The sequence below is a fragment of the Ralstonia sp. UNC404CL21Col genome, from assembly GCF_000620465.1.
GTDB lineage: Bacteria > Pseudomonadota > Gammaproteobacteria > Burkholderiales > Burkholderiaceae > Ralstonia > Ralstonia flatus.
On record NZ_JIBE01000004.1, the window covers coordinates 1,160,710 to 1,180,927 of the forward strand.

Annotated in this window: 20 protein-coding genes; 16 read left to right on the forward strand and 4 right to left on the reverse strand. The window is 66.3% G+C overall.

The features are described from left to right. Positions 1-255 precede the first annotated feature (255 nt). From zwf to N511_RS0113250, 3 genes are read left to right on the forward strand one after another with little or no spacing between them, the layout of a single operon-like run. The gene (gene zwf / locus N511_RS0113240; RefSeq protein WP_027679746.1) at positions 256-1,725 is read left to right on the forward strand and encodes a glucose-6-phosphate dehydrogenase; all 1,470 of its coding nucleotides are present in this window, start codon (positions 256-258) and stop codon (positions 1,723-1,725) included. Continuing rightward, complete coding sequence (gene pgl / locus N511_RS0113245) at positions 1,725-2,429, forward strand: 6-phosphogluconolactonase (RefSeq protein ID WP_027679747.1); 705 nt, start codon at positions 1,725-1,727, stop codon at positions 2,427-2,429. The genes zwf and pgl overlap by 1 nt, the downstream gene beginning before the upstream one ends. Beyond that, entirely contained in the window at positions 2,410-3,474 is a 1,065-nt protein-coding gene (locus N511_RS0113250; RefSeq protein WP_027679748.1) for a glucokinase, read from the forward strand. Before pgl ends, N511_RS0113250 begins: the two co-directional genes overlap by 20 nt. Positions 3,475-3,493: 19 nt before the next feature. Here N511_RS0113250 and N511_RS0113255 read toward each other — a convergent pair whose 3' ends face one another. After that, entirely contained in the window at positions 3,494-4,327 is an 834-nt protein-coding gene (locus N511_RS0113255) for a MurR/RpiR family transcriptional regulator (protein ID WP_027679749.1), read from the reverse strand. 215 nt (positions 4,328-4,542) lie between these two features. On the opposite strand from N511_RS0113255, the gene N511_RS0113260 reads away from it, so the two are divergent. From N511_RS0113260 to N511_RS0113275, 4 genes are all read left to right on the forward strand, one after another. Next, a complete protein-coding gene (locus N511_RS0113260; RefSeq protein ID WP_027679750.1) occupies positions 4,543-6,267 on the forward strand; it encodes a S53 family serine peptidase in 1,725 nt (574 codons plus the stop codon). Between the two features lie 95 nt (positions 6,268-6,362). Further along, positions 6,363-7,106 carry a response regulator transcription factor gene (locus N511_RS0113265; protein WP_027679751.1) on the forward strand — a complete coding sequence of 248 codons (744 nt, stop codon included), beginning with the start codon at positions 6,363-6,365 and terminating at the stop codon, positions 7,104-7,106. 3 nt (positions 7,107-7,109) lie between these two features. After that, a complete protein-coding gene (locus N511_RS0113270) occupies positions 7,110-8,426 on the forward strand; it encodes an ATP-binding protein (RefSeq protein WP_027679752.1) in 1,317 nt (438 codons plus the stop codon). A 147-nt stretch (positions 8,427-8,573) separates the two neighbouring features. Then, on the forward strand, positions 8,574-10,055 hold the full coding sequence (locus N511_RS0113275) for a DegQ family serine endoprotease (protein ID WP_027679753.1): 1,482 nt from the start codon (positions 8,574-8,576) through the stop codon (positions 10,053-10,055). Positions 10,056-10,182: 127 nt separating this feature from the next. On the opposite strand, the gene N511_RS0113280 is transcribed toward N511_RS0113275, so the two are convergent. Continuing rightward, complete coding sequence (locus tag N511_RS0113280; RefSeq protein ID WP_037026886.1) at positions 10,183-10,809, reverse strand: chorismate mutase; 627 nt, start codon at positions 10,807-10,809, stop codon at positions 10,183-10,185. A 160-nt stretch (positions 10,810-10,969) separates the two neighbouring features. Between N511_RS0113280 and N511_RS0113285 the strand changes: the two genes are divergently transcribed. From N511_RS0113285 to N511_RS0113325, 9 genes are all read left to right on the forward strand, one after another. Then, positions 10,970-11,320, forward strand: coding sequence for a hypothetical protein (locus tag N511_RS0113285; RefSeq protein ID WP_027679755.1), 351 nt, complete (start codon positions 10,970-10,972; stop codon positions 11,318-11,320). Between the two features lie 70 nt (positions 11,321-11,390). Then, positions 11,391-11,717, forward strand: coding sequence for a hypothetical protein (locus tag N511_RS0113290; RefSeq protein WP_027679756.1), 327 nt, complete (start codon positions 11,391-11,393; stop codon positions 11,715-11,717). A gap of 227 nt (positions 11,718-11,944) precedes the next feature. Beyond that, positions 11,945-12,208, forward strand: a complete 264-nt coding sequence (locus tag N511_RS0113295) for a hypothetical protein (RefSeq protein WP_027679757.1) — start codon at positions 11,945-11,947, stop codon at positions 12,206-12,208. Positions 12,209-12,301: 93 nt separating this feature from the next. Then, positions 12,302-13,474, forward strand: a complete 1,173-nt coding sequence (locus N511_RS0113300; protein ID WP_027679758.1) for a GGDEF domain-containing protein — start codon at positions 12,302-12,304, stop codon at positions 13,472-13,474. Between the two features lie 69 nt (positions 13,475-13,543). Beyond that, positions 13,544-14,104, forward strand: a complete 561-nt coding sequence (locus N511_RS0113305; RefSeq protein WP_027679759.1) for a dihydrofolate reductase family protein — start codon at positions 13,544-13,546, stop codon at positions 14,102-14,104. A 207-nt stretch (positions 14,105-14,311) separates the two neighbouring features. After that, positions 14,312-15,925 carry an alpha,alpha-trehalase TreA gene (treA, locus tag N511_RS24210; protein ID WP_051530923.1) on the forward strand — a complete coding sequence of 538 codons (1,614 nt, stop codon included), beginning with the start codon at positions 14,312-14,314 and terminating at the stop codon, positions 15,923-15,925. A 35-nt stretch (positions 15,926-15,960) separates the two neighbouring features. Continuing rightward, complete coding sequence (locus N511_RS0113315) at positions 15,961-16,224, forward strand: DUF2164 domain-containing protein (RefSeq protein ID WP_027679760.1); 264 nt, start codon at positions 15,961-15,963, stop codon at positions 16,222-16,224. Between the two features lie 45 nt (positions 16,225-16,269). Continuing rightward, positions 16,270-16,662: a 2OG-Fe(II) oxygenase gene (locus N511_RS0113320; protein ID WP_027679761.1), complete on the forward strand. Its 393-nt coding sequence runs from the start codon at positions 16,270-16,272 to the stop codon at positions 16,660-16,662. After that, the gene (locus N511_RS0113325) at positions 16,662-17,351 is read left to right on the forward strand and encodes a Crp/Fnr family transcriptional regulator (protein ID WP_197032050.1); all 690 of its coding nucleotides are present in this window, start codon (positions 16,662-16,664) and stop codon (positions 17,349-17,351) included. Before N511_RS0113320 ends, N511_RS0113325 begins: the two co-directional genes overlap by 1 nt. Here the strand turns inward: N511_RS0113325 and N511_RS0113330 are convergent. Beyond that, positions 17,348-18,361 (reverse strand): 2-dehydropantoate 2-reductase, encoded by a 1,014-nt coding sequence (locus tag N511_RS0113330; RefSeq protein ID WP_027679763.1) that lies wholly within the window; start codon positions 18,359-18,361, stop codon positions 17,348-17,350. The two genes, N511_RS0113325 and N511_RS0113330, sit on opposite strands and share 4 nt — an antisense overlap. Before the next feature lie 27 nt (positions 18,362-18,388). After that, positions 18,389-20,014, reverse strand: a complete 1,626-nt coding sequence (locus N511_RS0113335) for an alkaline phosphatase D family protein (protein WP_231479616.1) — start codon at positions 20,012-20,014, stop codon at positions 18,389-18,391. Positions 20,015-20,218: the final 204 nt, after the last annotated feature.

Consider the following 20,218-nt stretch of genomic DNA (forward strand, 5'->3'; position numbering starts at 1 on the left):
GGATGTGGTGCAGGGTTTTCCACAGGTACCGAATCCGATGCCGCGCCATTGACGCGGGCGAGCACGCGAATTGCGTGCCAGAAGCCCCGCCGGAGGCCATGCTTCGGCGCAAAAGATTTGCCGGAAACGCTTGCCGGGGCAGTTTCACGAACGCCTTGCTCGCGATGTAGTAATACTACAAAATGAGCTGAAAAGACGTGGCTTTGCTAGTCAGCTAGGCTAGCCTAATCGATGGCTCACACACAGGAGATGACGATGTCGGTGCCCGCATTCGACATGGTGTTGTTCGGCGGTACGGGCGATCTTGCCCGCCGCAAGCTGATTCCGGCCTTGTTCGATGCGCATCAGGGCGGCGAACTGCACTCGCGCGGGCGGATCTTCGCCATCGGCACGCAGCCGCTGGAAACTGCCGGCTACCTCGCCCTGCTGGAGCGCGAAACGCGCCCGACCATGCGCCTGTACTCCGGCGCGCCCGTCTCCGACGACGCCTGGGCCTCGTTTGCCGAGCGCATCGTCTATCAGCAGGTGGACGCCCGCAAACCCGAGCAGTTCGACGCGCTGGCCGCCGCGCTGGGCGAGGACCGCGCGCCGGTCACGGTCTGCTACCTGGCCACGGCGCCGGGCATTTTCGTCGACATCTGCGCGCAGCTCGCCCGCGTCGGGCTGAATACGCCGAATGTACGGCTGGTGTTGGAAAAGCCGCTGGGCACCGATCTTGCGTCGAACGAGCGCATCAATTCCGCCGTGGCGCAGTTCTTTGCCGAGGACCAGATCTACCGGATCGACCACTACCTCGGGAAAGAGTCCGTCCAGAACCTGATGGCGATCCGGTTTGGCAACGCGCTGTTCGAACCGCTGTGGCGCCGCGAATGGATCAAGGACGTGCAGATCACGATTGCCGAGCAGCTTGGCGTGGAAAAGCGCGGCGATTTCTACGACGGCGTCGGCGCGCTGCGCGACATGGTGCAGAACCACCTGCTGCAACTGCTGTGTATCGTCGCCATGGAACCGCCGTCGAGCCTGTCGCAAGACGCCATCCGCGACGAAAAGCTGAAGATCTTGAAAGCGCTCAAGCCGATCCCGCTGCAAGAGGTGCCTGAGAAGACCGTGCGCGGACAGTATCAGGAAGGCGCCATCGCGGGGCAGCCGGTGCAGGGCTATCTGCACGAGCAGGGCATTCCGCCGGACAGCCGCACGGAAACCTTCGTCGCCATCAAGGCCGAGATTGCCAACTGGCGCTGGGCCGGCGTGCCGTTCTACCTGCGCACCGGCAAGCGCATGCCGCAACGGCTGGCGGAGATCGTGGTGCGCTTTCATGATGTGCCGCACGCACTGTTCCCTAAACCGCTGATCCAGTTTCCGGAGAACCGTCTGGTCATTCGCCTGCAGCCGGAAGAGAGCATCCGCCTGCAATTCCTGACCAAGACGCCGGGCGCGGCGCTGGGCCTGCAGCCGTCCACGCTGGACCTGGACTTTACCGACCACGGCGGCGTGCGCCATGCCGGCGCGTATGAGCGTCTGCTGATGGATGCCGTCAACGGCAAGCTCGGCCTCTTCGTGCGCCGCGATGAGCAGGCCGAAGCCTGGCGCTGGGTCGAGCCGATCATCGAGGCGTGGAACGAAGCGCGCATTCCGCCCAAGGGCTACACCGCGGGCAGCTGGGGCCCGGCGGCATCGAGCGCGCTGCTCTCGCGCGACAACGCCGCGTGGCACGAGGAGATGTAATGGCGATGCGCTGGCACGCAGTTCCGGAGGCCGCCGCGCAGGTGCAAGCGTTGGCAGCGTCCATTGCGAACACGCTCACGCATGTGATCGAGGAACAGGGCAGTGCGTGCCTGGCCGTCTCGGGCGGGCGTTCGCCCATTGCGCTGTTTGCCGCGCTGCGCGTGTTGCCGCTGCGCTGGGCCGACGTGTCGATCACCCTGGTCGACGAGCGTGCCGTGCCGCCCGAGCATGCCGACAGCAATGCGCGACTCGTCCGCGAGCACCTCCTGCAGGATGCGGCGGCGGCGGCGCGCTTCTTTCCGCTGGTGTTGTCGCCGCATGTGCATGGTGAATCGGTTGACGTGGATGCATGCGTGGCGACCGCCAACGATCCGTTTCAGCAACCCGACGTAGTGATTCTCGGCATGGGCGACGACGGGCATACCGCATCGTTGTTTCCCGATGCGCCCGAATTGGACGATGGCATCGACCGCACGCGTGCGCCGGGCTATCTGCCGGTGCGCCCGGGCGCCGCGCCGCATCGGCGGATCAGCCTGAATCTGTCTGCGCTGTGTGCGGCGCGGCGGCTGTTCCTGTCGATCTCGGGATCGGTCAAGCGCGGTGTGTTCGACGAAGCCGCGCGAGGTGTAGCGCAGCGCGCGCTGCCGGTGAGCTATGTCATTCATCAGCGGGAGGTGCCGCTCGATGTCTATTGGACTGCATGACGTGAACGCGGGCAGCGCGGCCGACCTGGCCGACACCTTGGCCTACCCGCGGCTGGTGGCCGACGTGGGCGGCACCAACGTGCGCTTTGCGCTGGAGATGGCGCCCATGCGCCTGGCCCACATCGGTGTGCTGGCCGGCGACGATTACCCGTCGCTCGAAGCGGCGATGCGTGCCTACCTGGCATCGCTGCCGCCGGAAATCGCGGCGGCTGGCGTGCGGCATGCCGCCATCGGCATCGCCAACCCGGTGCTGGGCGATCAGATTCGCATGACCAATCGCGACTGGGCCTTCTCGATCGAGGCAATGCGCCAGTCGCTGGGCTTCGACACCTTTGTCGTGCTCAACGACTTCGCGGCGCTGGCGCACGCATTGCCGTATCTGCCCGCCGAAGAGCTGGAGCAGGTCGGCGGCGGTGCCAGCCTGGCCGATGCACCTCGCGCGCTGCTGGGCGCCGGAACCGGGTTGGGCGTTGCATCGCTGCTGCCGACACCGGAAGGCCGCTACATCGCCGTGGCCGGCGAGGGCGGTCATGTCGCCTTCCCGCCCATGAACGACGAGGAGGTTGTGATCTGGCGCTTCGCGCGTGAGCGCTTCGGCCACGTGTCTGCCGAGCGGCTGATCTCCGGCATGGGTCTGGAGCTGATCTACGAGGCGCTCGGCGCGTGCTTCGATCTCTGGCAGCAAGGCCCCACCTTGCGCCGCGCCGCCGACATCACCGCCATCGCATTGGGCGAGATGGAAGATGCGGCGGGCGACCACGCACGCTGCCGCTATGCCGTCGATACGTTCTGCGCGTTTCTCGGCACCATTGCGGCCAACCTGGCGGTCACGCTGGGCGCGCGCGGCGGCGTGTATATCGGCGGCGGCATCGTCCCGCGTCTGGGGCCGGCGTTTGCCAACTCACCGTTCCGGCGGCGTTTTGAAGACAAGGGCCGCTTTTCGGCCTATGTGGCATCGATGCCGGTGTACGTGATTCATTCACCGTACCCGGGGCTGATCGGCCTCTGCGCTGCCATGGACCACGCGGTGGCGCAGGGACACTGACGCCGCGTTGGCGTTGGTGTTACTCAGGTTGATCGGCGTGCTGCAGTGCGCTGCCCTTGCGCAGCGCCACTTCCAGCACCAGCGCATCGAGCAGCGCCAGGTGCAGCAGGCGCGCGACCATCGAGCGGTCGGCCACGGCATCGTCCACGCCGGCGGGCAGCACCACATCGGCGAGGGCCGCGAGCGGGCTGCCCGGCGCTGTCACGGCAATTACGCGCACGCCGAGTTCACGCACGCGCTCCACCGCCGTCTGCAGTTCGGGCAAGGCGCCCGATTTTGAAATGGCGATCACCACGTCGCCCGTCTGCAGCACGTTCAACGACATCGAGACCAGATACGGATCGCTATACGCATTCGCGGGAATGCCGTAGCGGAAGAACTTCGTCTGTGCATCGAGCGCCACCACGCCGGAGCTGCCGAAGCCGTACAGGTCGATGCGGTGCGCGCTGTCGACCAGCGCCACCGCCGCATCGAGCGTGCGTGGGTCGAATCGATCTTGCAGCGTAGTGAGCGCATCAATGGCGTTCTGCAGCACGTGCGTGCCAGAGGGCGACACGATGCGTGCCGGCGCGGCATCGCGGGCGACGTTGCCTTGCGCGAGCCGCAGCTTGAAATCCGACAGGCCATGGCAGCCCATCGAGCGGCAGAAGCGGATCACGGTCGGCTGGCTGACACCGGCCTCACGCGCGATGGCGGCCACCGGCAGGCTCAGCACCGTGCCGGGCTGGCGCAGCACCCAGTCGGCCACCTGGCGTTCGGCCGGAGAGAGCGACGGGCGCGCCGCGCGAATGCGTTCGCGCAGATCGGTCGGTGCATCAGGTGTGGCGGAGGAAGTGGCTTGCTGGGCGCTCATCTGCGCGCGGGTTCGAATGGCGGGTCGCATCACGATAAAGGCAAGCGCAGCCGTGCGCAACCGCCCGGCGAGGGGTTGATAGATGCAGCGCGCCCCAAGTGCAACTGACTGTTTTTGCACTGTTGCCAGGCGAGCGCGTTGGCTACGGTGAACGACGCCCACGTCGTCACAAGCGGCGTGGTTCTGCAACGTCGTACTCCTCATAAGGACATCCGATGCTCCGTACTGCTCTCCCCATGCAGCGTTTTTCCACCCTGTGCCGCCATCTGGCGTATGCATGGCCGCTGGTGTTCGCGGCCGGGCCGCTGCATGCCGCCACCGATTGGGTCGATACCCACACCAAGGCGTTCGTGACCGGCCCGCAACTCATGGCGCGCGGTGCTGCCAACGAGGTCGCCCCCGGCCAGACCACCGATGTGCTGGTCAGCCTCAAACTGCGCAACGAGGCCACGCTGAAGGCGCTCGCGCACGAGGTGAACGACCCGCACAGCCCACGCTACCGCAAGTACCTGACCAGCGAGCAGTTCCTCGCCGACCACGCGCCCACGCAGGCGCAGGTGGACGCCGTGGTGGGCTATCTGCGGCAGAACGGCTTTATCGATATCGATGTGGCACCCAACCGGCTGCTGGTGTCGGCACGCGGTACAGCGGGCACGGTCAAGGCGGCGTTCAACACGCCGCTGGTGCATTACCAGCTAGCCGGCCGCAGCGGGTTTGCGAACAGCGGCAAGGCACAGGTGCCGCGCGCGCTGGGCGGTATCGTCGGCTCGGTACTGGGCCTGCAGAACGTGGCGCGCGCGCGTCCGCTGCTGCGTGTGGGCGATGTGGCGGAAGCGCGCACGCTGGCGGCGGGCACCGCAACGGGCCACTACCCGAAGGAATTCCCGGCGCTGTATGGCGCGACCGGTGTGCCGACGGCGGCGGGCACCACCGTGGGCGTCATCACCATCGGCGGTGTATCGCAAACATTGCGTGACCTGCGGACGTTTACGAGCAACAACGGCTACGCCGCGGTGTCCACCACCACGATCAAGACCAACGGCACCAGCGGCAACTACACCGATGACCAGGAAGGCCAGGGCGAGTGGAACCTCGACAGCCAGTCCATCGTGGGTGCGGCCGGCGGCGCGGTCGGCAAGCTGGCCTTCTACATGGCCGATCTCAACGCGCCGGGCAACACGGGCCTGACCAAGGCGTTCAACAAGGCGGTGACCGACAACACGGCCAAGATCATCAACGTGTCGCTCGGCTGGTGCGAGAGCGACGCCAGCGCCGACGGCACGCTCGATGCCGAAGAGGCCATCTTCACCACGGCCGCCGCGCAGGGGCAGACGTTCTCCGTGTCTTCCGGCGACGAGGGCGTCTACGAGTGCAACAACCGCGGCTATCCGGACGGCGGCAACTACAGCGTGTCGTGGCCGGCATCGTCGCCGCACGTGCTGGCCATTGGCGGCACCACGCTCTACACGAGCGGATCGAGCTTCGCCAGCGAGACCGTGTGGAACGAAGGCCTCGACGGCAACGGCAAGCTGTGGGCCACGGGCGGCGGCATCAGCCAGATCCTGCCGGCACCAAGCTGGCAGGGCGGCAATGCGCGGCTATTGCCCGATGTGTCGTTCGACGCGGCGCAAAGCACCGGTGCCTACATCTACAACTACGGGCAGCTGCAGCAGATTGGCGGCACGAGCCTGGCCTCGCCCATCTTCGTCGGCTTCTGGGCGCGGCTGCTGGCGGCCAACGGCAACCTGGGCTTTCCGGCGGCGCGCCTGTACAGCGCCATTCCGGCCAACGCGTCGCTGCTGCGCTATGACGTGGTTTCGGGCAACAACGGCTACCAGGGCTACGGTTACAGCGCCGCCAAGGGCTGGGACTACCCGACGGGTTGGGGCAGCCTGAACATCGGTGCGTTGAACCAGTTGATCAAATCGGGCGGATTCTGATGCAGAGGTGAGTTTGCGGGCGGTTTCGCACAAAGCGCGAGCCGCCCGCGCGACGGTTCTACAATGAGCCTTCCCCGGCTTATTTTTGATTCGTCATGCGCGTACTGCTCGTAGAAGACGACGACATGATCGGCGACAGCGTGCGCAAGGGTTTGCGCCACGACGGTTTCGCCATCGACTGGGTGCGCGACGGCGAGGCTGCCGTGCACGCCGTGACCGCCCCCAGCGCCGCCGGTGCCGCGGGTGCGGAACCGGGCACCACCATGTTCGACCTCATGCTGCTCGACCTCGGCCTGCCCAAGCGCGACGGGCTCGACGTGGTGCGCGAGGTGCGCCAGCGCGGCATCGCCATCCCCATCCTGATCCTGACCGCGCGCGATGCGGTGGCCGATCGCGTGGCCGGTCTCAATGCCGGCGCAGACGATTACCTCGTCAAGCCGTTCGACCTGCAGGAGCTGGCTGCACGCATGCACGCGTTGCTGCGCAGACAGGGCGGCCGTGCCGATCCGCTCATGCGCCACGGCGAGGTGCTGCTCAATCCCGTGACCCGCGAAGTGCTGCGTGCGGGTGTGCCGGTCAAGCTGTCGGGCCGCGAGTTTGCGGTGCTGCATGCCTTGCTCGCGCGGCCGGGCAAGGTGTGGTCGATCGCGCAGCTGCAGGACAACCTCTACGGCTGGGATGAAGAGGTCGGCAGCAACACGGTCGAGGTCTACATCCATGCGCTGCGCAAGAAGCTCGGCAGCCATTTCATCCAGAACATCCGAGGCGTGGGGTATGTGATTCCACGTGAGGCGCCGACGTCGCCTGCGGAACCTGCCGGCGGCGACGCGCACCAATAACCCATGCAATCGATCCGTAAAACCCTGCTGTGGTGGCTGGCCGGCGGCCTGCTGGCGGGCATCGTCATCGCCACCGGCCTGATCTACGCGCAGGCGCGCCAGGAGGCCAACGCGCTGTTCGACTACCAGATGCAGCAGGTGGCGGCCGCGCTGCCGAGCCAGTGGATCGACCCGCCGCCCCCGGCGCTCGCGGGCATTGCGCGTGACGACGACGTCGTGATCCGCATCTGGGACGGCACAGGCCGCAGCCTGTATCTTTCGCACGCGCGCCCCAATCTGCCGGACCAGGCGGAGCTGGGCTTTTCCGACGCGAATACGCCGGAGGGCCCCTGGCGCATCTACAGTGTCGCCTTCGGGCCTGCCGTGGTGCAGATCGCCCAGCCTTACAGTGCGCGCCACGAGGTGGCGGCGCGCATGGCGTTGCGCACGGTGGCGCCGCTGCTGATCCTGTTGCCGCTGCTGGGCTGGATCGTCTGGCTGGCGGTCGGGCGCGGGTTGGCGCCACTGGGTTCCGTGGCCAAGCAGGTGCAGGCGCGCGACGCGGCCGCGCTGTCGCCGTTGCCCACGCACGATTTGCCTGACGAGATCCGCCCACTGACAAACGCGTTGAACGATCTGCTGGCGCGACTCGGCACCGCACTGGCCCACCAGCGCGCGTTTGTCGCCGACGCCGCGCATGCGCTGCGTACGCCACTGGCTGCGCTCAAGCTGCAATTGCAGGTGGCCGACCGCGCCGAAAACGAAGACGAACGCCGCGCCGCGCATGCCGATCTGCATCGCGGTGTGGAGCGCATGATCCGCCTTGTTGGTCAGCTGCTGACGCTCGCGCGACAGGAGCCGGGCGCTGCCGATACGCAGCGTGCAACGGTTGCACTCGACGCCGTGGCGGCCGACGTGGTTGCCGAATTGTCACCGGCGGCGGTGCACAAGGGCATTGATCTGGGGATGGCGATGGAGTCGCAGCCGGCATCCGTCATCGGCAATCACGATGCGCTGCGCGTGCTGCTGGTCAACCTTGTCGACAACGCGCTGAACTACTGCCCGCGCGGCGCGCGCGTCGATGTGTTGACGGGGCACACGCCCGACGGTGGGGTGCAGTTGGTGGTGGAGGACAACGGCCCCGGCATCCCTGCGGAGGAACGCGAACGCGTGCTCGATCGATTTTATCGGCCAGCGCAAGCCCCTACCGGCGGCAGCGGTCTGGGGCTCGCCATCGTGCGGGAAATCGCGCAGGCGCATGACGCGACCCTCGCGCTGGAAGCGCGCGAAGGCGGCGGTTTGCGCGTGGTGCTGCGCTTTCCATTCAAGGCCAACGCGTAGAAACATTTCGTTTCGTGTGATGTGCGGGCGCGCCGCCCACCTTTAAGTCTCGTTTAAGTCTGCCCGCCTACGATGCCTTCAACCGATGGGCACGGCAGGCGGCTCCGCAGGCCGTGACCCTCGTGCTCAGCAAGAGAGGACACTACAATGACGCGTCAAACCCTGGCACGCAGTGCGGCTGGCCTGGCCGCCGTGGTCGCCGTTGCAGGCGGCTATGCCTATCTTCAGAAAGACATGATCTCGCGCGCGGTGGCGGCACCCGTGGCCACCGCAACGGCAACGACCGCCTCGGGTTCCGGCGCGGCTCCGGTGGCCGTGGCCGCGCCGATGGATTTCTCCGGCATCGTCGACCGTTACGGCCCTGCGGTGGTCAACATCAGCACCACGGCGCGCGCGCAGCGCACCAGCATGCAGGGCCTGCCGCCCGGCATGAGCCCCGACGATCCGTTCTCCGAATTCTTCAAGCGGTTCATGCCGCAGATGCCGCAACAGCGTGGCGACCAGATCGTGCGCGGTCTGGGCTCCGGCTTCATCGTGTCGGCCGATGGGCTGATCCTGACCAACGCCCACGTGGTGGACGGCGCCCAGGAGGTCAACGTCAAGCTGACTGACCGCCGCGAGTTCAAGGCCAAGGTGCTCGGCGTCGACAAGCAATCCGACGTGGCAGTGCTGCGCATCTCTGCCAAGAACCTGCCGGTGGTGCAGATCGGCAGCCCCGCCAACACCAAGGTGGGCGAGCCCGTGCTGGCGATCGGTTCGCCGTACGGTTTCGAGAACACCGTCACGGCGGGCATCGTGAGCGCCAAGTCGCGCTCGCTGCCGGATGACACCTATGTGCCGTTCATCCAGACCGATGTGGCGGTGAACCCCGGCAACTCGGGCGGCCCGCTGTTCAATCAGCGCGGCGAGGTGATCGGCATCAACTCGCAGATCTACAGCCAGACCGGCGGCTACCAGGGCCTGTCGTTTGCCGTGCCGATCGACGTGGCGATGAAGGTGGAGCAGCAGCTTGTGTCCACCGGCAAGGTCACGCGCGGCCGCCTGGGCATTGCGGTGCAGGAAGTCGACCAGTCGCTGGCCGATTCCTTCAACCTGCCCAAGCCCGAAGGCGCCCTGGTCAACTCGGTGGAAGACGGCGGCCCCGCAGCCAAGGCCGGCCTGCAACCCGGCGACGTGATCTTGCAGATCGGCGATGCGCGTATCGACCGGTCGGGCGATCTGCCTGAGCAGGTGGCTGACATCAAGCCGGGCTCTACCGTGCCGCTGCAGATCATCCGTCAGGGCAAACCGACCACCCTGACGGTGACCATCGGCGCCGCCAAGGACGCGAAGGTGGCATCCAGCGAAAAGGCTGCCCCGGACCAAGGCCGCCTGGGCCTGGCTGTGCGCCCGCTGCAACCGGAAGAAAAGCGTCAGAACGGTTTGCCCGGCGGCCTGGTGGTGATGGACGTGACCGGCCCGTCGGCCAAGGTCGGCATCCAGCCGGGCGACGTGATCCTGTCGCTCAACGGTACGCCGGTGTCGTCGGTGCAGGAGCTTCGTACCCTCGTCGACCGGGCCGGCAAGCATGTCGCATTGCTGGTGCAGCGTGACGATACGAAGATCTTTGTGCCGGTGGATTTGGGCTGAGGCCAATCCCGGCTTTGCAGTGCCGGGGAACATCGCCTCGTCTCGAACAAGCCGGTCTTTTGGGCCGGCTTTTTTTTGTTCTTGTTTGCGGCGCGCCCGATGCTGGCCACGCCGTTCTTTCACTGGATTAGCGTGCGGTGCACAACCGCGCCGTCGCACGATCCAGCGCAATGCGATGCAGGCTGTCGAGCGACTTCTCATACGCGACACGGCCGATTTCATTCGCCACCTGCACGGGGCAATCGGCTTGGCTGCGCGCCGCGGCGGCACCGCGCAAAGCTTGCAGGATGGATTTCTGCAGTGCGTCCAGCTTGGGCCGGATCACATCCGGCAGGCTCTGCCGCTGCGCGGTGGGCGCGGCACCGGCCCGTCGCCAGTCGTTCAGCAGGGCGTACTGGACTTCCTTGTTCGCCTCGATCTGGTCTGTGAAGACATCGCTCACGTCGGCTGCGGCCAGGCCGTAGGCCGGCGCCTCCGCCGAGACATTGGCGATGACCTTGGCTTCGCGCGTCGGGTCGTAGACGGACTGGCCGCTGTCCCATTTGCTCAGCGCGACCTGGTCTGCGGTGACGAGGCGATCGGCCAGATGGCGCAGCAATGGCGCGAAGGCGCTGTCCTGCGCGTGAGCCGGAGCGACGCAGCTTGCTGCCACCAACAGCGCGCAAGCGATTCGGGGTGTCATCAACGTGTTAAAGGCGTTCTTCATTCTGGGTAGCGGTCGATTGCCGCGCGTCTCGGGACGGGGAGCGGCCATCATACCGAAGCGCGAAGTGTGCGGCGTGCGCAGCGTTGTTCCGATGCCCGCCGCTAGGCCATTTGCACGTGCCGTCTGCCATAAACCCAGGTATCATGCGGGCTACGCGCCGTTTTTGTCTGCAAAGCCTGCGGCGGCGCGGCTAGCTGAGCATACGACGATGGATTTCTACCCCGATCTGGAAGGTTTGCCGCTGTTCGCCAAACCCGCTTTCGGCTGGGAGGAACCCGTGTCGGCATCGACAGCCGAAACGCCCCCCGCCAAACCCCGCCGCCTGCGCCGATGGCGCGGCCCAATCACGCATTGGGAACGCGGCTACCGCTCCCACTACTACCGTGACAAGCGCGGCAAAAAGCTCGGTGAAATCCACCTGAGCCCGCGCGGTCAGGCACCGTTGCTTTACCGCTGGCTGGCCGGCACGCTCTCGGGCATCGAGGGGTCGCTCACGCACGCGCGCATGCGGGTGGAGGAAGCGATCGGGTTCGGGATGCGCCAGATGGCGCTGTTCTGAGCCAAAAGCCTAGCGCGTCGCCAGGCACGGCCGATGCGTCAATTCTGGGTTCACCACGAGGAGAACCCCCATGCCGACCATCGTCCGCATCTTCACAGACCATGCCGCTGCGGAAGCAGCCCGCCAAGCCGTATTGAATACCGGCCTCGCGCTGGATCGCGTCGCGCTGTCGCACCAGGGTGACGAGGCCGGTGCGTTGTGCGGCAACTTTCTGTGCGGCGACTACGAGCCCGGTGGCGAGAACGCCGAGACCTACGAACGCAAATTCCAGAACGTCGTGATCGGCGGGCGCTTTCTGCTCACCATCGACGCCGAGCCCGCCCAGGTGGATGCCGCTGAAGCCGCCTTGCAGCCCGTCGGCGGCCATGCAGTAGACGATCTCGGCCCGAAGCCGTGATTTTTGTGCGGCGATTCTGAGGTGCAAGCGTTGCCGTCACGGCCGCACGATCATGCCAAGGACTGCCGATCCGGCGTCGCCTCTCTTCCAGATCGTTCATGCGCCGCATCGCCCACGCTAGCGCAAACGTGCCACGAGGCGGCGACCTATGCGCGCAGATTTGGCGGCTGATCGTGTGTTCACGGCTTGCGCGGTAATATTTCGCTCCTTCAATCTCGAGCAAGAGCATGCGGACGTCAACAAAGGGTTTGCTTGTAGCGCTCCTGGGCGTGTTGTTGATTGCGGTGGGCTTGGTGGCATTCCTCTTTCTCGTGTCCGGCGTGAGTCAGGGGATGCGTGCAGGCGCCGGGTGGGGCGCATTGCTTATCCCGCTGGTCCTTGGACTCGTCATGCTGGTGGCAGGTGTGATGACTTGGTTCTCGGCGCGCAATGCCGACAAAGAAGCCCAGAATCGGGCGCTGCACAGCAAGAGCCGCAGCCGGGGCACTTGACCGGCGCCATTTGGTTGGCCCCCACCGTCCGGTGATATTGCCTCACCACGCCCTCACGTAGAATCCTCCCGCTTAAAAAACCCGGGAGCGCTCATGCTGGATCCAGGCGTCGCCATTGCCACGTCGGCGCTGATGAGCTTCGTACTGCTGGGGTTGCTCGGTTCATTGCTGCGCGCCGGCAAGCCAGGCATTGCCGAATGGTTTGGCGCCAATCTGGCCGTGGTGCTGGCGCTGCCGTTGATTCTGCTGCGCGGAAACATTCCCGACAGCCTGTCGGTCGTGGTGGCGAATGTCCTGTTGGCGCTGGGTGGCGCTGCCTACTACGCGGGCTGCGCGCGGTTTCTCGGGCGTCGGCCGCAGTGGCCCATCCTGCTGGCCGGTGTGGCGGCGGTGGGCGTGGCGGTCATCTATTGGCGCTACGCCGTCGACAGCATCCCCATGCGGGTGTTTTCGACCACGCTGTTTTCGGCCGCCTTCTGCACGGCATTGGTGTGGATGCTGTTGCGCCATTCGCCCGCCGGTCGATCGACGTATCCGTATCGGGTCACGGCCGTCATTGCTTTTGTGTTCGGCGTCTGCCAGCTCGTGCGTGGCATCTATTTCCTGACGCTGGACGCTGCGTCCAGCCCCACCATGTTCGCCACCGCCGGCAGCGTGCTGCTGCTCGTGGTGGCGGCGGCCATCATGCCCATCCTGTCGATGTCGGCCATGCTCATGGTGCACGACGCGTTGCTGGCGGATGCCTGCGATGCCGCCAATCGTGATTTCCTGACCGGTGCGCTGTCGCGTCAGGGCTTCGAGGCGCTGGCACGCCGCCATGTCGGCCGTGTGCAACATCACGCCCGGCCGCTGGCATTGCTGATTCTCGACCTGGACCACTTCAAGCGCATCAACGACACCCTCGGCCATGCCGCTGGCGATGCCGTGTTGCGCGCGTTTGTGCAGATGGCGCATGCGCAGTTGCGGCCTACCGACGTGCTCGGGCGCATCGGCGGCGAAGAGTTTGCGCTGCTGCTGCCCGACACGGACAGCAGCAACGCCACGCATCTGGCAGAACGCTTGCGCAAGGCCGCTGCCGCGCAGGTTGTCGCGGCCGGAGCGCAGTCTTGCTGCTACAGCATCAGCGGTGGCGTGGCGGCGTGGCAACCCGGCGAATCGTTCGACCGGCTGAGCGCACGCGCAGACCGCGCGCTGTACGACGCCAAACATCAGGGGCGCAACCGGATCTGCCCGGCCGATGTGGTCAACGTGGTTGCGATGGCGTAGCAGCGCGCGCAAGGCAACGGCAATTCGCGCGGCGTAGCATTTCGCTCCTGACTATCAACGGGAGGCGACATGTCGAAAACGCAGTACTACGCCGCGGCGACCCTGGACGGCTTCATCGCCACGACGGATCACTCGCTCGATTGGCTGATGCAGTTTGGCTCGCTGGAAGGCACAAGCTACGACAGCTTCATTCGCGACGTCGGCGCGCTGGCGATGGGCGCGTCCACCTACGAATGGCTGCTGCGCGAACTGGCCAAGCCCGGCCCCGGGGGCGAAGCCCAGCCATGGCCTTACGCGCAGCCTGCGTGGGTCTTCACATCGCGCACGCTGCCGGCGGTGCCAGGTGCGGACATCCGCTTCGTGCGGGGCGATGTGCAGCCCGTGCATCGCGACATGCTGGCCGCAGCCGCCGGGCGCAATCTCTGGATCGTGGGTGGCGGTGAACTCGCCGGCAGGTTTCTCGATGCGGGGCTGCTGGACGAACTGATCGTGCAGGTGATGCCCGTCACGCTGGGCACGGGCCTGCCGCTGTTGCCGCGCCGCATCGTGCAGCCTGCGCTCAAGCTCACTTCCGCCGTGCCCTACAAGAACACGTTCGTCGAGATGCGCTACGAGGTCGTGCGCGGCTAGTGCGGTCTGGCGCCGCATGCTCGCACGGTCGAATGGGCGTTCGAAGCATCGCGGCGCATCAGCAAGTTGCTTGCCCGCAGAGCCCGATATGGCGCCATTTCTGGCGCTGCCGTACGTGGCCGCTTTGCGCAAAACCTGTCGATTTGACAACGCTGTCGGCGTCTCCTTTTCTGGACTGGCTTTCCGTCAACCAGGCAGGAGACGACGATGCATCGACAGGCTCACTTTTTGATCCGGCGCCGTGTGGCGAACGTTGCCGCATGGCTGGCGTTCGGTTTGGCGGCCTCGTCCGCGTTGGCCGATGTGGGCGTGGGCGCCGCGCTGCCGCCGTCGCCCGACAAGCTCTACGGCGACTTGTTCGTGGCGGTGCAGACCGCGCAGGTGTATCCCGATCAGAAGACGTTTGTCGATGCGGTGCCCAAGGCCGCGCCCGCGGTCATCCTGCAGGCGTATCAGGCACAGAAGAACGTGCCGGGCTTCTCGCTCAAGGCGTTTGTCGACCAGTACTTCACGCCGCCGGTCGATACGCCCGTGACGCCGCCCGCGGGGCAGTCCTTGCGCGCGCACATCAACTGGCTGTGGCCGGCGCTCACGCGCACAACGACCACCGCGTCCGACAACAGCTCGCTCATTCCCCTCCCCAAGCCGTACGTGGTGCCCGGCGGCCGCTTCCGCGAGGGCTATTACTGGGATACCTACTTCACCATGCTCGGCCTGCAGGAGGCCGGCCGCGAAGACCTGGTCGACAACATGCTCGACAACTTCGCCTATGCGATCGACCAGTTCGGCCACATCCCGAACGGTAATCGCACGTATTACCTGAGCCGCTCTCAACCGCCGTTTTTTGCATTGATGGTGGAGCTGGCTGCGCAGAAGGAGGGCGACGCGGCGCTCAAGCGCTACCTGCCGCAGCTGCGCAAGGAGTATGCGTACTGGATGCGCGGCGCGGCCACCACGCCTGGCGGACAGGCGAGCAGCAACGTCGTCGTCATGCGCGACGGCACTGTGCTCAATCGCTACTGGGACGATCAGGACACCCCGCGCCCCGAGTCCTATCTGCAAGACGTGACCACCGCGCAGCAAACGCCCGCACGCCCCGCCAACGAGATCTGGCGCGACCTGCGTGCGGCGGCCGAAAGCGGCTGGGATTTCAGCTCGCGCTGGTTTGGCGACAACGCCACGCTGGGCACCATCCGCACGACGTCGATCGTGCCGGTGGATCTGAACAGCCTGATGTTCCAGCTTGAGAAGACGATCGCGCGCGGTTGCACAGCGGCGCGTGATTTTGCGTGCACGGTCGAATATTCCGTGCGCGCCGGAAAACGTGCCGTCGCCATCGAGCGCTACCTGTGGCACCCCGCCGGCTACTACGCCGATTACGACTGGCAGCTGGGCCGCGTGCGCGACAACAAGTCCGCCGCGATGACGTATCCGCTGTTTGTGGGTGCCGCGCGCCCCGACCGCGCGTGGAAGACATTGCAATGGACGCAGCAGGCGCTGCTGCAGGTGGGCGGGTTGTCGACCACCACCTTCAAGACCGGCCAGCAGTGGGATGCGCCCAACGGCTGGGCGCCGCTGCAATGGATCGCGTTGCGCGGGGCGCAGCGATACGGCTGGCAGCCGCTTGCCCAGGCGATCGGCGAGCGCTTTCTCGGCAGCGTCGAGCAGCTTTATGCCAGCCAGCAGAAGCTCGTCGAGAAATACATCGTCGATGGAACGGGCAGCGGCGGTGGCGGCGGTGAGTATCCGTTGCAGGACGGCTTCGGCTGGACGAACGGCGTCACCCTCAAGCTGCTGGATGCGTATGGCCGCGGGCAGTAAGCTGGTGGCCTTGTCCGCCACCGCGAGCCCTGCGCATGCCCATCGAACTTGACCGCGACGTCCGCGAAGAGGCCGTCCAATCCATCCAGCGCTACTTCACCGAGCAGTTGGACGAGCGCATCGGCAACATCCAGGCCGGTGCGCTGCTCAGTTTCTTTCTTGAAGAGATCGGCCCCGCGGTCTACAACCTCGCCGTGCAGGAGGTGCAGGAACGTCTGCAGACGCGCGTGGCCGAGCTGGACTACGAGTGCCATCAGGAGCCGTTCGGGTACTGGAAGAAATTCGACAAGCGCCGATAGTTCCCGGCTACCATGCCCGGATTCCATTCCGGCCGCTTCGTTTCCATGTCTTCCTTGCGCGCATTCTTCAGCACCGCCTTTCGCTGGCAGCGCGGCCGCCAGGGCACGGGCTACGACAAGATGCTGCTGGCCACTGCGCCGTGGCCCATCCCGTTCGACAGTTACCTGATCCGCTATCCGGACGGCTCGGAAATTCCACCGCATACCGACCCCGTCACCCACGGCCGGCACTACCGGCTGAACATCGTGCTGAAGTCGCCACGCGCGGGCGGCGAGTTTGTCTGCGCGAAACCGATCTTCCAGACACGACGCATCAAGCTGTTCCGCCCCGACGCGTGCGAGCACAGCGTGACGCGCGTGGTGGGCGGCAGTCGATATGTGTTGTCGGTGGGTTGGGTGTTGGGGCGCCGGGGCTCAGTGCCGGAAACTGAATCGTGATGAACGCATTTGCCGCCAACCCGTGGTTCCGGAGCCTCGCGCCGCACGTTGCCGAGGCGCTGCTCGAAGCCACGGTGCCCGTGCGCATCGCCGCGGGCGCATTTCTTTTTCGTCAGGGTGATCCGATGGACGCCGGTTCGCATGCGTTCTTTGGCGTGGCGAGCGGTGCGCTCAAGCTTTCCGTCTTCAATGCCGAGGGCGATGAGGCGATCCTCACCTTGGTGGAGCCAGGCAACTGGTTCGGCGGGGTCTCGACGCTCGATCAGCAACCGCGCGGGCATTGCGCAATCGCGCTGGAAGATTCGGACGTGCTGGCCGTGAGCGTGGCGCAATTTGAAGCACTGATGTGCGATGCCGCATTTGCCGGCGCAATCGCGCGGCTGGTGGCGACGCGCTTGCGACTGGCGTATGGCTCGCTGGCGAGTGCGGCGCTGCACGGTACGCGGGCGCGCGTGGCGCGGCGTATCGCTTCGCTCGCGCACGGCGATGTGTCGCAATCGGCAGAGGGGCGCGCGAGCATCTCGACCTCGCAAGACGCGTTGGCGATGATGCTCGGCATCAGCCGGCAGACGCTCAGCAAGGAGCTGCAGGCGCTGGTCAAACTTGGCGCGATCCGCCTGCGCTATGGCCACATCGAGATTCAGGACATGGCGCAGTTGCTGGCTGCAAGCGAAGCCGGCACCGACTAACCTGCCGCCCGCAACTCTGCCAGGAGATCGTTGCCCGACCAGTTCGGGCGTGTAGCGGCGGATTCGGCGGCATGCACCAGCGCACACAGTTGCGCATTCACCGGCGCGCGTTGCCCCAGGCGCTCTGCCAAACGCACCACTTCTCCGTTGATCCAGTCGACCTCCGTCATGCGCCCGGCGGCCAGATCGTCGGACATGGATGAACGCGCGAGCGGATCCATGGCGAGCATCTTGCCGGCCAGCCGCGCAAACACGGCATCCGGCGTGGCGAGCAGGCGTGGAATCCAAGCGGGCGGTATCGGCGTCAGCTTGGCAGGCCGGATGCCCGCGCGCGACAGCAGCCGGAGTGCTTCTGTTTGTGCCAGCGCCAGGCAGTGCCGGTACGCATGCTGCGACAGCTCTTCCTTCAGCGGCCGGTTGGCCAGCGCATTGATGGCGTTGTTCAGGTTGAGCAGCAGCTTGGCCCATTGCACGGCTGCCATGTCGGTGCGTTCCGTGAGCGGCAGGCCTGCGCGGCGGAAGTCATCACCAAACGGTTGCAGCGCGGGGGACGCCGCCACTTCCAGTTCACCGGCCGTGCCCTGATGAAAAGCGCCCGGGCCAGGCTGCATCACGTTGAAGGGCACCATGCCGGCCAGCACGGTCTGCTGTGGCAGCGCGGCGCGCAGGACGTCGGCATTGCACAGGCCGTTCTGAAAACTGACGACGATGGTGCCCGCGCGCAGCACGGGCTTCAGTTCATCGGCAACGGATTGCGTGGCGGCAGATTTGACGGTCACCAGCACGAGATCGGCATCGGCGGCGGCGCTGGAATCGGCCATGTAGCGGATCGCCGCAGGCGGCACCTGCCAGCGGCCGTTGCGGTAGTCCGTCAAGGTCAGGCCGTGCGCGCTGAGTTCGTTGCCGATGCGTGCGCGGCCCACGAGCGAGACATCGGCACCGGCCGCCAGCAGACGGCCACCCAGATAACAGCCGATCGAGCCGGCCCCCACGATGCAGATCTTCGCCATGCGTCTCCTTGTTGTTGTGCTGGCGCGTCACGCCAGGCGCGGCACCTCGTACACCAGGGCCGGCTGCAGCGTGTCGATGGCTTCCACCGGCTCGGGCGGGCGCCACATGAACAGCGAGAACGTCATCTTCTCGGGCGTCACGTCGATGATGGTAAAGCCGTTTTTCTCTGTTGGGCGCAACGCTTCGTGCATGGCGACCGACAACGCGGGCGTGGTTTCGATGCTGCGGAAGGCGGAGGGGAAGGCGAGGTCGCCGGTGCCGAGCGTGCCGGTCATGACCGTGTGCACGGGCTGTGCGAAGGCGAGGTCAGCGGAGCGCGACATCGACCCGGCCGCCGAAGCATGGAAGTCGCCCTGGACGATGACGGCCGCGCGCTGTTTCTGCTGGGCAAGCGCAGCCACCAGGCGCTGGTGCTGTGCATGCCAGCCGCTCTGCCAACCGGCTTTGGGCTCGTTGGCGACGAGGCGGCCGGTCTTCCTGTCGAGCAGGTCCGGATACCAGTCGCCCAGCTTGCCGGACGAATACGCAAACGGCAGCGAGGGCACGTGGAAGAAGTGCGCGGTGTCCTCAGCGCGGGTGCGCGCGACTAACCAGTCTTCCACCCATTGCGGGACCACGCGTGCGTGCACGCCCTTGTTGTCGAGAAAGCGCCTGCAGTCGTACAGCACCGCTTCGAGCAGCGCGCCGTAGCGCAGGGTGCCGAAGGCGCTGTTGGTATCGCTGGGCATGCCGGCCTTGTCGCCGCCGGGCAGCCACACGGGGCGGTTGGCATCGGGCAGGAACTCCGGGTAGTAGCGGCGCTGCGTCAGCTCTGCGCCCACTAGGCCGTAAGGCTCCGGCGGCAAGGTGGCGACCTTGTCGTCGAACTCGTCGTTCTCGAAGGTGTCGTGGTCATCGGTCAGGAAATACGCGGGCGTGGAGCGCAGCGTGGTGCCGTACAGGCCGCTGATCTGGTAATCGCACACGCGCGTGAAGATGGCTTCGTTCTTCGGGTGCGACATCGGCACCGACGTGTCGAGCGCGCCGCCAAACTTCGCCCACATCAGTTCGCGCACCTGGGGTGCGAACGGCTTGTTCTGCGAGGTCTGCAGATCCCAGTAGACGTGGTCGCCGTTGGCGATGACGGTGTCGGGCGCAAACGACATGCCGCGCGCCAGGAGCCGGCGGCGTGCGTTCATGTCGAGCCATGCGGTCTTGCCGGCCAAGGGCGGGCCGTCATAACCGCCGGCGCAGGTATAGGCGAGGATGCGCAGGCGCGCGGGCGTCGCATCCGGTGCCGGAAAGGTGCGCAGCGGCCAGGCGTCGGCCAGCGGCTTGCCGGCCGCATCGACAATGCGCAGCGTGTATTGCGTGGCGGGCTGCAGACCGCGCACGTCGAAGCGCCAGAAGCGGCCGGCGGCATCGGTCTGCTCGCTGGCGACGCGCTTGCCGTTGACCACCAGCCACGGCGCTCGCGCAAGCGGTGCCTGAAACGACGCCTTGATGAGAAAGCGATTGTGGCTGGCCGCCGGGATCAGGTGCGCGAGCTGGCCGGCATGCCAGTTGGCGTCGGTGGCATGCGCGGCGGCCTGTGCGTTTCCCGGCAGGGTTACGCCCAGCGCGCCCAGACCAGCGGCGGCGGTGCCAAGCGTCAGGAAATCGCGCCGGCTCATGCCGTGCGGGGGACTGTTCGGTGGTGTGCGGGAGGGCATCGTCATCCTCTGGCGTGGTGCGGAGACGCCATCGTGCCGAGCCGTGCCTAGGCTGAATGTTCAGCTTTTGACAATCTAGGGGTAGGTCCCGATGCGGGCCGGTCATCGACCGCGTGACCAATGACAAACGCCCCGATGGCCGAAGCCACCGGGGCGTTGTCATGT